Below are 13,656 nucleotides of genomic sequence, written 5' to 3'. Positions count from 1 at the left end.
TGGCGTCTTAAATCAGCAATCAGCCGATTTCGATCATTTCGAAATCCATTTTGCCCACGCCGCAGTCCGGGCACAGCCAGTCTTCGGGGACGTCCTGCCACAGGGTGCCCGGGGCGATGCCGTCATCCGGCCATCCGTCTTTTTCGTCGTAGATCAAGCCACAGACGATACATTGCCACTTCTTCATTACTCGCTTCCTCAGGGTCCAGGCGTACTGGCCGACGGTCGATGGATCCAGCCTTGCCGTGCGGCTCAGGGCGTTTTGTACTGATCGGCACGCGCAGATGCAAGCATGATCGACGCATGGGCCTGGCGCGCTCCGGCAAAAGTCCAGGGCACCATGGTAAGCTCGCCGCCTCATTAACTGCCAATAATGACCCTCCGTGCCGCATTCAAACGCCCTTTCCGATGCTTGCCGATGGCTGACCCAGAGCCTTCTGAGCCCACTGCCCGCGCCGCTGACACTCAACTGGCTGTTCGATGAAGGTTCGCTGACCCGGCGCCTGACGCGCCTGTCCAACGATGGCTTCAGCGTGACGCCGCTGTTCGAAGGCTGGCAACCGCTGCGTGACGACGAATGCGCCACCCTGGACTTGCCCGCCGCCAGCATCGGCTGGGTGCGCGAGGTGTATTTGCGTGGCCATGGCCAGCCGTGGGTGTTTGCCCGCAGCGTGGCCGCCCGCAGCGCCTTGCAGGGCGACGGCTTGCACATGGACGAGTTGGGCAGCCGGTCGTTGGGGGAGTTGCTGTTTTGTGACCACGCCTTCACTCGCCAGGCCATCGAGGTGTGCCGCTACCCACGGGAATGGCTGCCCGTGGCGGACCAGGTCGATGACCTGTGGGCGCGCCGCTCGCGCTTTGATCGCGGGCCGCTGAGCGTGCTGGTGGCTGAAATCTTCCTGCCGACCCTGTGGCAAGCCGTGCACGACCATCCGGAGCGTTTCTGATGTACCAGCGCCTGCTCAAATCCCTGAATCGCTTGAACCCGAGGGCCTGGGACTTCATCCAGTTGACCCGCATGGACAAGCCCATCGGCATCTATCTGCTGCTGTGGCCCACGCTGTGGGCGCTGTGGATTGCCGGCAAGGGTTCGCCATCGCTGCTCAATATCGCGATCTTCGTGCTCGGCGTGATACTCACCCGGGCCGGTGGTTGCGTCATCAATGACTGGGCTGATCGCAAGGTCGATGGTCACGTGAAGCGCACCGAACAGCGGCCGCTGGTGAGCGGCAAGATCAGCTCGAAAGAGGCGCTGGTGTTCTTCGCGGTGCTGATGTTCATCAGCTTCCTGCTGGTATTGCTGACCAATTCCATGACGATCTGGCTGTCCCTGGGCGGCCTTGCGTTGGCGGCCAGTTATCCGTTCATGAAGCGCTACACCTACTACCCGCAGGTGGTATTGGGCGCGGCGTTTTCCTGGGGCATGCCGATGGCGTTCACCGCCGAGACGGGCAGCCTGCCAGCCGCGGCATGGCTGTTATACATCGCCAACCTTTTATGGACGGTGGGGTACGACACCTATTACGCCATGACCGATCGTGACGATGACTTGAAAATCGGGGTCAAATCCACCGCCATTCTGTTTGGCGATGCAGACCGGGTGATCATCCTGACGTTGCAGAGCCTGGCACTGGTTTGCCTGTGGCTGGCGGGCATGCGTTTTGAGCTGGGGGGCTGGTTCCACCTCGGTTTGCTGGCGGCGGCCGGGTGTTTTGCCTGGGAGTTCTGGTACACCCGGGACAAGGACCGCCTCAAATGCTTCAAGGCGTTTTTGCACAACCACTGGGCCGGGTTGGCGATTTTCGTCGGGATTGTGGCGGACTATGGGTTTCGGTGAAGGGCCACGCCCCTCACCGCTAGCGGGTTGACTCAGGGCTTGGCGACCTTCCAGGCCCCGTCCATTTTGCCTTCGCCGGTCATGTCACCGGCCTTCTTGTCCATGACGAAGGTGTAGAGCGGCTTGCCGCTGTAGGCCCACTGGCTTTTCTGGTCGTCACGGGTGATGACGGTCCACTTGCCCATGGGCTTGTCGGTGGATTCGGCCATCAATGGCGGCCAATTGGCGGCGCACTTGTCGTTGCACATGGATTTGCCATCAGCGTCCTTGGCAAAGGTGTAGAGGGTCATGCCTTTGTGGTCCACCAGCATCCCGTCCTTGGTCATCGCCGGGTCTGCCGCAAACGCCAGTGTCGGCAGCGTTAACGCGGCCGTTACCAGCAGGGCTTTCCAGGAAAAAGTACTGTGAGTCATGGGAACCTTCCTTTTGTGGTTGTCAGGATTCGGACCCAAAGCGTAGTCCAGAGAGGCAAGGATTGCCCAAGCGACTAAATTACTGTCACACGACTGCAATAATTCCGTTATCTAATGCGGCGCAAGACAGTTAAATGACAAGAGGATTTAGCATGGTTGGCAGGAGCATTCTGATCGTTGACGACGAAGCGCCCATTCGCGAGATGATCGCCGTTGCGTTGGAAATGGCCGGCTATGACTGCCTGGAGGCGGAGAACTCCCAGCAGGCCCATGCCATCATCGTCGACCGCAAGCCGGACCTGATCCTGCTGGACTGGATGCTGCCCGGCACCTCCGGCATCGAGCTGGCCCGCCGCCTCAAGCGTGACGAGCTGACCGGGGATATCCCGATCATCATGCTCACCGCCAAGGGCGAAGAGGACAACAAGATCCAGGGCCTGGAAGTCGGCGCCGATGACTACATCACCAAGCCCTTTTCCCCACGGGAACTGGTCGCCCGTCTGAAAGCCGTTCTGCGCCGTGCCGGCCCAACCGATGGCGAAGCGCCTATCGAAGTCGACGGCCTGATTCTGGACCCTATCAGCCACCGTGTGACCATCGACGGCAAACCCGCCGAGATGGGCCCCACGGAATACCGCCTGCTGCAATTCTTCATGACCCATCAGGAGCGCGCCTACACCCGCGGCCAACTGCTGGACCAGGTCTGGGGCGGCAACGTGTATGTCGAGGAGCGCACCGTCGACGTGCATATCCGCCGCCTGCGCAAAGCCTTGGGCGACGCTTACGAGAATCTGGTACAAACCGTGCGCGGCACCGGCTACCGATTTTCAACCAAAGGCTGAGCCAGACTGAACTGCACAGACAGCTGAAAGGACGCGTGTTCAAGTGAATCAAAACTGGTATGGCACCCTGATCCGCCACATGCTCCTGTTGATCACTGGCTGCCTGCTGGTGGGCCTGGTCAGCGGCTATTACGGCTGGAGCCTGGCCGTCGGCCTGGGCGTCTACCTGGGCTGGACCCTCAAGCAATTGCTGCGCCTTCACGAGTGGCTGCGCCAGCACAAACCTGATGAAGCACCACCCGACGGTTACGGCCTGTGGGGCGAGGTGTTCGACAGCATCTACCATCTGCAGCGCCGCGACCAACGCGTACGCGGGCGCCTGCAAGCCGTGATCGATCGGGTGCAGGAGTCCACGGCCGCGCTGAAAGACGCCGTCATCATGCTCGACAGCGACGGCAACCTGGAATGGTGGAACCGCGCCGCAGAAACCCTGCTGGGCCTCAAAACGCCCCAGGACAGCGGCCAGCCGGTGACCAACCTGGTGCGCCACCCACGCTTCAAGGAATACTTCGAGCAAGACAACTACGAAGAAGCCCTGGAAATCCCGTCACCGACCAACGACCGCGTGCGTATCCAGCTGTACCTGACGCGCTACGGCAATAACGAACATTTGATGTTGGTGCGTGATGTCACGCGCATCCATCAGCTGGAACAGATGCGCAAGGATTTCGTCGCCAACGTCTCCCACGAGCTGCGCACGCCGCTGACGGTGATCTGCGGTTATCTTGAAACGCTGCTCGATAACGTTGAAGACGTGAACCCGCGCTGGACCCGCGCCCTGCAACAGATGCAGCAGCAAGGCTCGCGCATGCAAACCCTGCTCAACGACCTGCTGTTACTGGCCAAGCTGGAAGCCACCGATTACCCCTCGGACAACCACCCGGTACCGGTGCAAAGCCTGTTGCAGACCATCAAGAGCGACGCCCAGGCATTGTCCGGGCAGCGTGAACAGCAAATTACCCTCGAAGCCGACCCGTCGATCCTGCTCAAAGGCAGTGAGGGCGAGTTGCGCAGCGCGTTTTCCAACCTGGTGTTCAACGCCGTCAAATACACCCAGGACAAAGGCAACATCCGCATCCGCTGGTGGGCCGACGACCAGGGCGCGCACCTCAGTGTGCAGGACTCCGGGATGGGCATCGACGCCAAGCACTTGCCGCGCCTCACCGAGCGCTTCTACCGTGTCGACTCCAGCCGCAACTCCAACACCGGCGGCACCGGGCTCGGCCTGGCCATCGTCAAGCATGTGTTGCTGCGACATCGCGCGCGACTGGAAATCAGCAGTGTGTTGGGCCATGGCAGTACCTTTACCTGCCATTTCCCGCCGGCACAGATGACACGTTCACGGGTCATTCATCAGGACGAGTGACCCTCCACCCGGCAGCCGCCACTAGGCAAGCGCCCCGTCAGCCGCTACATTGGCGGACTTGCGCCTGCCTTTCAGGCCCACCTGCTCACCCTTTTTGATTAGACGGAACCCGCAAAACCCCATCATGGACCCTTCCCCTGGCATCACCCTCGCGACACTCTTCGCCGACTTCGGCATGATTCTTTTTGCACTGATCCTGGTACTGCTCAACGGCTTTTTCGTTGCGGCGGAATTTGCCATGGTCAAACTGCGCTCGACCCGGGTCGAGGCCATCGCCCACAAGAACGGCTGGCGCGGGCAGATCCTGCGCACCGTACACAGCCAGCTCGACGCGTATCTGTCGGCCTGCCAGTTGGGTATCACCCTCGCCTCCCTGGGCCTGGGCTGGGTCGGCGAACCGGCCTTTGCGCACATCCTCGAGCCGTTGCTGGGCGCGATCGGCGTGCAATCGCCGGAAGTGATCAAGGGCGTGTCGTTCTTTGCCGCCTTCTTCGTCATCTCTTACCTGCACATCGTGGTCGGTGAACTGGCGCCCAAGTCCTGGGCCATTCGCAAGCCCGAGTTGCTGTCGCTGTGGACCGCCGTGCCGCTGTACCTGTTCTACTGGGCCATGTACCCGGCGATCTACCTGCTCAACGCCAGTGCTAACGCCATCCTGCGCATCGCCGGCCAAGGCGAGCCTGGCCCGCACCACGAGCACCATTACAGCCGTGAAGAACTGAAACTGATCCTGCACTCCAGCCGTGGCCAGGACCCGAGCGACCAAGGCATGCGTGTACTGGCCTCCGCCGTGGAAATGGGTGAACTGGAAGTGGTGGACTGGGCCAACTCCCGGGAAGACCTGGTAACCCTGGACTTCAACGCCCCGCTCAAGGAAATCCTGGCGCTGTTCCGTCGCCACAAGTTCAGCCGCTACCCGGTGTACGACGCCGTGCGCAACGAGTTCGTCGGCCTGCTGCACATCAAGGACCTGCTGCTGGAACTGGCGGCCCTGGACCACATTCCCGAGTCGTTCAACCTGGCCGAGCTGACCCGCCCACTGGAGCGCGTATCGCGCCACATGCCGCTGTCGCAACTGCTCGAGCAGTTCCGTAAAGGCGGCGCGCACTTCGCCCTGGTGGAAGAAGCCGACGGCAAGGTCATCGGCTACCTGACCATGGAAGACGTGCTGGAAGTGCTGGTAGGCGACATCCAGGACGAGCACCGCAAGGCCGAGCGCGGCATCCTCGCTTACCAGCCGGGCAAATTGCTGGTGCGTGGCGACACGCCGCTGTTCAAGGTGGAGCGCCTGTTGGGCGTAGACCTGGATCACATCGAGGCCGAAACCCTGGCCGGACTGATCTACGACACCCTGAAGCGGGTGCCGGAAGAGGAAGAAGTGCTGGAAGTCGAAGGCCTGCGCATCATCATCAAGAAGATGAAAGGGCCGAAGATCGTGTTGGCCAAGGTGCTGCTGCTGGATTAAGCCTTACCGCGTGCCCAATGCAAAATTGGGCAACGCCTGCACCGGCTGGTTGAATTCATAGGGAATCGACACCAGCCCCAACGCCGTCGTGCGCTGCACCACAAAATGCAGATGCGGCCCGCTGCTGTTGCCGGTATTGCCCGACAGTGCCAGCGGGCTGCCTACCGCTACTCGCTGCCCTTCCCTGACGCTGACCGAACCTTGCTTGAGGTGCAGGTACACGCCCTGCGTGCCGTCATCGTGCTGTACCCGCACGAAATTGCCCGATGGATCGCTGCCGCGCCCGGATTGGGTGTTCTCGGTTTTCAGCACCACACCTGCGCGTGCCGCAATGATCGGCGTGCCTTCGGGCATGGCAATGTCCATCGCATAGCGGCTTTTGAGCTCGGAGTGGCTGAAGGTGCCGTTGGGGCCTTGGGTGAGACGGAACGGCCCGCCGCGCCAGGGTAATGGATAGCGATAGGATGCGGGCTGCAGAGGGAATACAGGCTTGGGAATCACCCGCTCCTGATACACAAACGCCTGCGCTCCGGGCGTGTATCGGTCGCTGAAGACCACAGCGCCGTCAGCGTCGATGGATTTGTAGAGGGTCATGGACATCGCCGGCATGACGACGGCGAACAGTCCACAGAACAGCAGTGAGCGCACGAGCATCGGGTTGGCCTGCCAGGGACGACTGAATGGCAGGCTAACAAGGGATCATGACAGTGCTATGTGGGCCTATCACGCACCCGGCACAAAATGCTTCTGTGCTGTCCCGCGGGCGATCAGCCGCGAGATGTAGTCGAGCTTCTGCGCATCCTGGTCGATAAACCGGAAGGTCAGTTGCAGCCAGTCACTGTCAGGCTTGGGTTCGTAGGCGACAACAGCGTGCAGGTAGCCGTTAAGACGGGCCACCTCGGCGTTTTCGCCCTGCTCCAGGTCGAGCACGGCGCTTTCCAGTACCTGAGGCAGGATTTCACCGCGACGCACCACCAGCAGCGCCTCCTTGATGCTCAGGGCTTTGATCACACATTGCTGGGTGCCACTGGACAGGCGCAGCTGGCCCTGGCCACGACCACCGGCTGGCGACGCTGCCGCAGCAGCCTGCACCGGCTGGCTGTTGAGCAGGCCTTTGCTCGGTGCGGCCACCGGAGCCGGCTTGAGCGCTTCAGGCTTGCCGCCGGTGAGGGCGCTCAGGGAGTCGTTGCCGAACGCCGAGTTCATCTTGGTCGGCGCGCTGGCGATCAGCGCGTCGAGGCGGCCGATCTTGTTCAGTGCCTGCTTGACCTTGTTTAGCAACTGCTCGTTGGTGAAGGGCTTGCTGACGTAGCCGGAAACCCCGGCCTGGATCGCCTGCACCACGTTTTCCTTGTCGCCACGGCTGGTCACCATGACAAACGGCATGGCTTTGAGATGAGGCTGCTCACGGCACCAGGTCAACAGTTCCAGGCCGGACATTTCCGGCATTTCCCAGTCGCACAACACCATGTCGAAGGTTTCGCGCATCAGGATGGCCTGGGCCTTTTTGCCGTTCACCGCGTCTTCGATCTTGATCCCCGGGAAGTAGTTACGCAGGCACTTCTTCACCAGGTCGCGAATAAACGAGGCGTCATCCACCACCAATACACTGACTTTGCTCATCGACCCTTCATCCTATAAAAACCCCGGCAAGCATAACGCTTCGCTGATGGCGTTTTGCCAAAAATTCCAACGCCACAAACGAAAACGCCCGACCAAAGGCCGGGCGTTTATTTCTCGGGCAATCTTACTTATCGTCAGGAACGCCCGGAACATTAGGGATTTGATCGGTTGTGCCTTCAACTTCTGCTTTCATGCGCTTGAGGCCCATGTGCCGCACGTCGGTACCACGGACCAGGTAGATCACCAGTTCCGAGATATTGCGCGCGTGGTCGCCGATGCGCTCCAGCGAACGCAGCACCCAGATGATGCTCAGCACCCGCGAGATAGAGCGCGGGTCTTCCATCATGTAGGTCGCCAGCTCGCGCAGGGCGGTCTTGTATTCGCGGTCGATGATCTTGTCGTACTGGGCCACCGACAACGCCAGCTCGGCGTCGAAGCGGGCAAACGCGTCGAGGGCATCGCGGACCATGTTGCGCACCTGGTCACCGATGTGGCGCACTTCCACGTAACCGCGCGGCGCTTCGCCTTCCTCACACAACTGGATGGCGCGGCGAGCGATCTTGGTGGCTTCATCGCCGATACGCTCCAGGTCGATCACCGACTTGGAAATGCTGATGATCAAACGCAAGTCGGACGCCGCCGGCTGACGGCGGGCCAGGATGCGCAGGCATTCCTCGTCGATGTTGCGTTCCATCTGGTTGATCTGGTCATCGATCTCGCGCACTTGCTGGGCCAGGCCGGAGTCGGCCTCGATCAGCGCAGTAACCGCGTCGTTGACTTGCTTCTCCACCAGACCGCCCATGGCCAGGAGGTGGCTGCGCACTTCCTCAAGCTCGGCGTTGAACTGCGCGGAGATGTGATGGGTAAGGCCTTCTTTGCTAATCATGTTGGCGTCCTTGGAACGTCCAGTAAGGTGCGGTCGACCGCAGCATCAGTTCAGTGAGCAACCCGCTACCTGCTAGCCATAGCGACCGGTGATGTAGTCTTCGGTCTGCTTCTTCGCCGGGTTGGTGAACAGGGTATCGGTGTCACCAAATTCCACCAGTTTGCCCATGTACATGAACGCGGTGTAGTCGGAAACCCGCGCTGCCTGTTGCATGTTGTGGGTCACGATGACGATGGTGAACTTGGATTTCAGTTCGTAGATCAGCTCTTCGACTTTCAGCGTGGAGATGGGGTCGAGTGCCGAGCAGGGTTCGTCGAGCAGCAGTACTTCCGGCTCCACGGCGATGGTACGGGCGATCACCAGACGTTGCTGCTGGCCGCCGGACAAACCGAGGGCCGACTCGTGCAGGCGGTCCTTGACCTCGTCCCACAGTGCCGCGCCTTTCAATGCCCACTCAACAGCTTCGTCGAGGATGCGCTTCTTGTTGATGCCCTGGATACGCAGGCCGTAGACCACGTTTTCATAGATGGTCTTGGGGAACGGGTTGGGCTTCTGGAACACCATGCCCACCCGGCGACGCAGTTCGGCCACGTCTTCGCCCTTGCGGTAGATGTTGGTGCCGTAGAGGTTGATCGCGCCCTCGACGCGGCAGCCGTCCACCAGATCGTTCATCCGGTTGAAGGTGCGCAGCAGGGTCGACTTGCCGCAACCGGACGGACCGATGAAGGCGGTCACGCGCTGCTTCGGGATGTTCATGCTGACGTCATACAGCGCCTGCTTGTCACCGTAGTAAAGGCTCAGGCCAGGGACTTCGATGGCCACGGTTTCCTGGGCCAGGCTCAGGCTCTGCTTGTCGCGACCCAGGGCCGACATGTTGATGCCGTGGGAATGGGTTTCATGTTGCATGGGATGCTCCCTGTGCTACCAATTCGTTTCGTTGAACCGCCGGAGCGGCTTACTCAAAATCTGTGTCTACCGCTAACCCTGTGGGAGCTGGCTTGCCTGCGATGGCATCACCGCGGTGTACCTGTTCAACCGAGTCGCCGGCATCGCAGGCAAGCCAGCTCCCACAGGTGCCCGCTTAACTGTCCAGCGCTTTGTATTTTTCGCGCAGGTGGTTACGAATCCACACCGCCGACAAGTTGAGCGTGGCGATCACCAGCACCAGCAGCAGCGCGGTGGCGTACACCAGCGGCCGCGCGGCCTCGACGTTGGGGCTCTGGAAGCCGACGTCATAGATATGGAAGCCCAAGTGCATGATCTTCTGGTCCAGGTGCAGGTACGGGTAGTTGCCGTCTACCGGCAGCGACGGCGCCAGTTTCACCACACCCACCAGCATCAGCGGCGCCACTTCACCGGCGGCGCGGGCCACGGCGAGGATCATGCCGGTCATCATCGCCGGGCTGGCCATCGGCAGCACGATCTTCCACAGCGTTTCCGCCTTGGTCGCCCCCAGTGCCAAAGAACCTTCACGTACGGTGCGAGGGATCCGCGCCAGGCCTTCTTCGGTGGCTACGATCACCACGGGTACCGCCAGCAGCGCCAGGGTCAGGGACGCCCAGAGCAGGCCAGGCGTACCGAAGGTCGGTGCCGGCAAGGCTTCGGCGAAGAACAACCGGTCGACCGAGCCGCCCAGTACGTACACAAAGAAGCCGAGGCCGAATACGCCGTAAACGATGGCGGGTACACCGGCCAGGTTGTTCACAGCGATACGGATGATCCGCGTCAGGGTGTTCTGCTTGGCGTATTCACGCAGGTACACCGCCGCCAGCACGCCGAACGGGGTCACGATCATCGCCATGATCAGGGTCATCATCACGGTGCCGAAGATCGCCGGGAAAATCCCGCCTTCGGTGTTCGCTTCCCGCGGGTCGTCGCTGAGGAATTCCCAGACCTTGCTGAAGTAGAAGCCGACCTTGGTCATGTAACCCATGGCGTTCGGCTGGTAGGCATGCACCACCTTGCCGATGCCGATTTCGATTTCTTTGCCGTTGGCATCGCGGGCGGTGAGGCTGTCGCGGTTGAACTGGGTGTGCAGGTCCGCCAGGCGGGCTTCGATGTCTTTGTAGCGGTTGTTCAGTTCGGCGCGGCCGCTGTCCATGTCGGCCTGGGCGGTGGCGTCCAGCTTGCCTTCCAGCTCCAGCTTGCGACCGTGCAGGCGGATGCGTTCGAGGCCAGCGTTGATGGCGCCGATGTCGGACTTCTCAAGGGTCTTGAGCTGGGCCGCGAGCTTGTTGACGCGGTCCACACGGGCTTGCAGTTCCGGCCAGGCCGCTTCGCCTTCAGCGATGACCTTGCCGTCCTGCTTGACGTTGACCAGGGTGCCGTAGAAATTGCCCCACTCACGACGCTCGATGGCCATCAGCTCGACCGGCTTGGTCTGGTTGGTCAGCCACTCGCCGACGATCCAGGTGAAGTCGTTGCCGTTCAGGTCACGGTTGCCGACCTTGATCAGCTCGCGAGTCATGAACTCCGGCCCTTGGTCTGGCACCGGCAGGCCAGCGCTTTTCAGGCGCTCGCGAGGCACTTCCTCTTTCTGCACCACTTCGCCGACAACGATGTGATTTTCCTGGCCCGGCACGTTGTAGCTGGCCTGGATCAGGTCGGCCGGCCAGAAGTGGCCCAGGCCACGCACGGCAATCACGGCCAGCAAACCAATGGTCATGATGACCGCGATGGACACCGCGCCACCGCTGATCCAGACGCCCGGGGCGCCGCTCTTGAACCATCCATTCAGGGAGTTCTGTTTCACAGACTTCTACCTTTCTTAAAGCGACGAGTATTTCTTGCGCAAACGCTGACGAATCAGCTCGGCGAGGGTGTTCATGATGAAGGTGAACAGCAGCAGCACCAGCGCCGAGAGGAACAGCACGCGGTAGTGGCTGCCGCCCACTTCCGATTCAGGCATTTCCACCGCGACGTTGGCCGCCAGGGTGCGCAGGCCTTCAAACAGGTTCATCTCCATCACCGGCGTGTTACCTGTGGCCATCAGCACGATCATGGTTTCACCGACCGCGCGGCCCATGCCGATCATCAGCGCCGAGAAGATGCCCGGGCTGGCAGTCAGGATCACCACACGGGTCATGGTCTGCCATGGCGTGGCGCCCAGGGCCAGGGAGCCCAGGGTCAGGCCGCGCGGCACGCTGAATACGGCGTCTTCGGCGATGGAGTAGATGTTCGGGATGACCGCAAAACCCATGGCCAGGCCGACTACCAGAGCGTTGCGCTGGTCGTAGGTGATGCCCAGGTCGTGGGAGATCCACATGCGCATGTCACCGCCAAAGAACCAGGTTTCCAGGTACGGGCTCATGTACAGCGAGAGCCAGCCCACAAACAGGATCACCGGGATCAGGATTGCGCTTTCCCAGCCATCCGGGACCCGCAGGCGGATCGACTCAGGCAGGCGGCTGAAGATGAAGCCGGCCACCAGGATGCCAATCGGCAGCAGCATCAGCAGGCTGAAAATCCCCGGCAAATGCCCTTCGACATACGGCGCCAGGAACAGGCCGGCGAAGAAGCCGAGGATCACCGTCGGCATCGCTTCCATCAACTCGATCACCGGCTTGACCTTGCGGCGCAGGCTCGGGGCCATGAAGTAGGCAGTGTAGATCGCAGCGGCGACGGCCAGTGGCGCGGCCAGCAGCATGGCGTAGAACGCGGCCTTCAGGGTACCGAAGGTCAGGGGCGCCAGGCTCATCTTGGGTTCGAAGTCGGTGTTGGCGGCGGTCGATTGCCAGACGTATTTAGGCTCGTCGTAGTTTTCGTACCAGACCTTGCTCCACAGCGCGCTCCAGGAAACTTCCGGGTGCGGGTTGTCCAGCAGCAGCGGTTGCAGCTTGCCACCGGCTTCGACGATCACCCGGTTGGCCCGTGGCGACATGCCGAAGATACCGGTGCCATCGACCACTTGGTCCACCAGCAACGTGCGGTGGGCGGTGCTGTGGAACACGCCGAACTTGCCGGAAGCGTCGAGGGCGGTGAAGCCTTTGCGACGTTCTTCAGCGGTGATTTCAACGATAGGCGCAGTGCCCATCTGGAAGGTACGGATCTGCTTCAGGCGTTGTTCGCCGTCCGGGTCGCGGGCCATGAACCACTGCGCCAGGCCACCGCTGGAGTTACCGATGATCAGCGAGATGCCGCCCACCAATTGGGTGCTGGCCGTGACTTGCGCCACGCCGTCGTCCAACAATTTGTAGCGACCGTTGAGGCTCTTGTCCCGCAGGCTGAAAACGTCGGCCTGGGCGCGGCCGTTGATCACGTACAGCCACTGCTGGCGTGGATCAACGAAGATGGCTTTCACCGGCTCGGTCATTTGCGGCAGTTCAATGCGCTTCTGCTCGGTGGTGACTTCCTCGGTCATCATGTTTTCTTCACGGCTGATGGACAGCACGTTCAGATGGGCACCACTGGAACCGGCCACCACCAGCGTCGAGTCGGTCGCGTTCAAGGCGACGTGCTCAAGGGAGCGGCCTTGTTCGTCGAGGACGATCGGCGTTTCGCCGTAAGGGTATTCGACGGCTGGGGAGATGCTCTTCTTGCCGTCCGGGTACGACACTTTATACGTGTGACGGAACACCAGAGACTGCCCGTTGGACAGGCCGAGGATCACCAGCGGGCTGCCGGGCTGATCTTCACCAATAGAGGCGACTGTCACACCCGCCGGCAACGGCAGGTCAACGCGCTTGAGTTCAGCCCCCGTGTCAACGTTGAAGAACAGCGCCTGGCCTTTGTCGGAAACCCGCATGGCGACCTGGTTCTGTTCTTCCATGGAGATCATCAGCGGTTTGCCGGCATCCTGCAGCCAGGCAGGCGCCAGGGCGTCTTCCTTGGTCAGGTTGGCGCCGTGAAACAGCGGAGCGACCACATAGGCGAGGAAGAAGAAGATCAAGGTGATCGCGCCCAGGACGGCGAGGCCGCCAATCAGCACATACCAGCGGGTCAGGCGATCCTTGAGCGCGCGCATGCGGCGCTTGCGTTGCAGTTCAGGCGTATTGAAATCAATGCGCTTGGGGGGAGAAGTCGTCGTCATGGTGGAATTGGCCAGATCATTCATGCGCACACCCTAGCGATCCTGTATGACAGAAAGATGACAATGCAGTGACGCAAGAAATCCGCCGCGTAGCAGGGCTGGCAGCGGATTAAAAAATGGGAGGCGAGGTCCAGGTCTTACAGACCCCGCCCAGGCCTTGAACCGTGGGTAAGCCCCGGTTCAAGGCAGGTTTAC

General features: G+C 61.3%; 13 protein-coding genes. 5 read left to right on the top strand and 8 right to left on the bottom strand.

Going from position 1 to position 13,656, the window contains the following annotated elements:
- Positions 1-19: 19 nt before the first annotated feature.
- Positions 20-187, bottom strand: coding sequence for a rubredoxin (locus JFU58_RS11860; RefSeq protein WP_017476746.1), 168 nt, complete (start codon positions 185-187; stop codon positions 20-22).
- Positions 188-383: 196 nt separating this feature from the next.
- Between JFU58_RS11860 and JFU58_RS11855 the strand changes: the two genes are divergently transcribed.
- Together JFU58_RS11855 and ubiA are read left to right on the top strand one after the other, a co-directional pair.
- Positions 384-947 (top strand): chorismate--pyruvate lyase family protein, encoded by a 564-nt coding sequence (locus tag JFU58_RS11855; protein WP_063033820.1) that lies wholly within the window; start codon positions 384-386, stop codon positions 945-947.
- Positions 947-1,837: a 4-hydroxybenzoate octaprenyltransferase gene (ubiA, locus tag JFU58_RS11850; RefSeq protein WP_063033819.1), complete on the top strand. Its 891-nt coding sequence runs from the start codon at positions 947-949 to the stop codon at positions 1,835-1,837. Before JFU58_RS11855 ends, ubiA begins: the two co-directional genes overlap by 1 nt.
- Positions 1,838-1,869: 32 nt before the next feature.
- Here the strand turns inward: ubiA and JFU58_RS11845 are convergent, their stop codons facing one another.
- A complete protein-coding gene (locus tag JFU58_RS11845; RefSeq protein ID WP_063033818.1) occupies positions 1,870-2,250 on the bottom strand; it encodes a COG4315 family predicted lipoprotein in 381 nt (126 codons plus the stop codon).
- A gap of 152 nt (positions 2,251-2,402) precedes the next feature.
- Between JFU58_RS11845 and phoB the strand changes: the two genes are divergently transcribed.
- The 3 genes from phoB (at position 2,403) to JFU58_RS11830 (ending at position 5,923) form a co-directional block, all read left to right on the top strand.
- Positions 2,403-3,092 carry a phosphate regulon transcriptional regulator PhoB gene (gene phoB / locus JFU58_RS11840; RefSeq protein ID WP_003195617.1) on the top strand — a complete coding sequence of 230 codons (690 nt, stop codon included), beginning with the start codon at positions 2,403-2,405 and terminating at the stop codon, positions 3,090-3,092.
- Positions 3,093-3,135: 43 nt separating this feature from the next.
- Positions 3,136-4,458, top strand: coding sequence for a phosphate regulon sensor histidine kinase PhoR (gene phoR / locus JFU58_RS11835; protein WP_063033817.1), 1,323 nt, complete (start codon positions 3,136-3,138; stop codon positions 4,456-4,458).
- 124 nt (positions 4,459-4,582) lie between these two features.
- Positions 4,583-5,923 (top strand): hemolysin family protein, encoded by a 1,341-nt coding sequence (locus JFU58_RS11830; protein ID WP_003213385.1) that lies wholly within the window; start codon positions 4,583-4,585, stop codon positions 5,921-5,923.
- A gap of 3 nt (positions 5,924-5,926) precedes the next feature.
- Here the strand turns inward: JFU58_RS11830 and JFU58_RS11825 are convergent, their stop codons facing one another.
- The 6 genes from JFU58_RS11825 to JFU58_RS11800 all read right to left on the bottom strand — a co-directional run bounded on the left by JFU58_RS11825 (position 5,927) and on the right by JFU58_RS11800 (position 13,485).
- On the bottom strand, positions 5,927-6,577 hold the full coding sequence (locus tag JFU58_RS11825; RefSeq protein WP_201140743.1) for a M23 family metallopeptidase: 651 nt from the start codon (positions 6,575-6,577) through the stop codon (positions 5,927-5,929).
- 69 nt (positions 6,578-6,646) lie between these two features.
- Complete coding sequence (locus JFU58_RS11820; RefSeq protein WP_201140741.1) at positions 6,647-7,546, bottom strand: response regulator; 900 nt, start codon at positions 7,544-7,546, stop codon at positions 6,647-6,649.
- 124 nt (positions 7,547-7,670) lie between these two features.
- Positions 7,671-8,432 carry a phosphate signaling complex protein PhoU gene (gene phoU, locus JFU58_RS11815; RefSeq protein WP_063033814.1) on the bottom strand — a complete coding sequence of 254 codons (762 nt, stop codon included), beginning with the start codon at positions 8,430-8,432 and terminating at the stop codon, positions 7,671-7,673.
- Between the two features lie 72 nt (positions 8,433-8,504).
- Complete coding sequence (pstB, locus tag JFU58_RS11810) at positions 8,505-9,338, bottom strand: phosphate ABC transporter ATP-binding protein PstB (RefSeq protein WP_017476754.1); 834 nt, start codon at positions 9,336-9,338, stop codon at positions 8,505-8,507.
- Between the two features lie 175 nt (positions 9,339-9,513).
- Entirely contained in the window at positions 9,514-11,184 is a 1,671-nt protein-coding gene (gene pstA / locus JFU58_RS11805; RefSeq protein ID WP_017476755.1) for a phosphate ABC transporter permease PstA, read from the bottom strand.
- Between the two features lie 15 nt (positions 11,185-11,199).
- A complete protein-coding gene (locus JFU58_RS11800) occupies positions 11,200-13,485 on the bottom strand; it encodes an ABC transporter permease subunit (RefSeq protein WP_201140739.1) in 2,286 nt (761 codons plus the stop codon).
- Positions 13,486-13,656: the final 171 nt, after the last annotated feature.

The sequence above is a fragment of the Pseudomonas sp. TH34 genome, from assembly GCF_016650865.1.
In the GTDB taxonomy this organism is placed as follows: domain Bacteria; phylum Pseudomonadota; class Gammaproteobacteria; order Pseudomonadales; family Pseudomonadaceae; genus Aquipseudomonas; species Aquipseudomonas yamanorum.
This window is presented reverse-complemented; position numbering and strand designations above follow the sequence as displayed.

What these genes read in the sequence shown, in the direction of transcription:
- JFU58_RS11860 (WP_017476746.1), bottom strand. Translation starts at nt 187, where the DNA reads ATGAAGAAGTGGCAATGTATCGTCTGTGGCTTGATCTACGACGAAAAA.
- ubiA (WP_063033819.1), top strand. Translation starts at nt 947, where the DNA reads ATGTACCAGCGCCTGCTCAAATCCCTGAATCGCTTGAACCCGAGGGCC.
- JFU58_RS11845 (WP_063033818.1), bottom strand. Translation starts at nt 2,250, where the DNA reads ATGACTCACAGTACTTTTTCCTGGAAAGCCCTGCTGGTAACGGCCGCG.
- phoB (WP_003195617.1), top strand. Translation starts at nt 2,403, where the DNA reads ATGGTTGGCAGGAGCATTCTGATCGTTGACGACGAAGCGCCCATTCGC.
- JFU58_RS11830 (WP_003213385.1), top strand. Translation starts at nt 4,583, where the DNA reads ATGGACCCTTCCCCTGGCATCACCCTCGCGACACTCTTCGCCGACTTC.
- JFU58_RS11825 (WP_201140743.1), bottom strand. Translation starts at nt 6,577, where the DNA reads ATGCTCGTGCGCTCACTGCTGTTCTGTGGACTGTTCGCCGTCGTCATG.
- JFU58_RS11820 (WP_201140741.1), bottom strand. Translation starts at nt 7,546, where the DNA reads ATGAGCAAAGTCAGTGTATTGGTGGTGGATGACGCCTCGTTTATTCGC.
- phoU (WP_063033814.1), bottom strand. Translation starts at nt 8,432, where the DNA reads ATGATTAGCAAAGAAGGCCTTACCCATCACATCTCCGCGCAGTTCAAC.
- pstB (WP_017476754.1), bottom strand. Translation starts at nt 9,338, where the DNA reads ATGCAACATGAAACCCATTCCCACGGCATCAACATGTCGGCCCTGGGT.
- JFU58_RS11800 (WP_201140739.1), bottom strand. Translation starts at nt 13,485, where the DNA reads ATGAATGATCTGGCCAATTCCACCATGACGACGACTTCTCCCCCCAAG.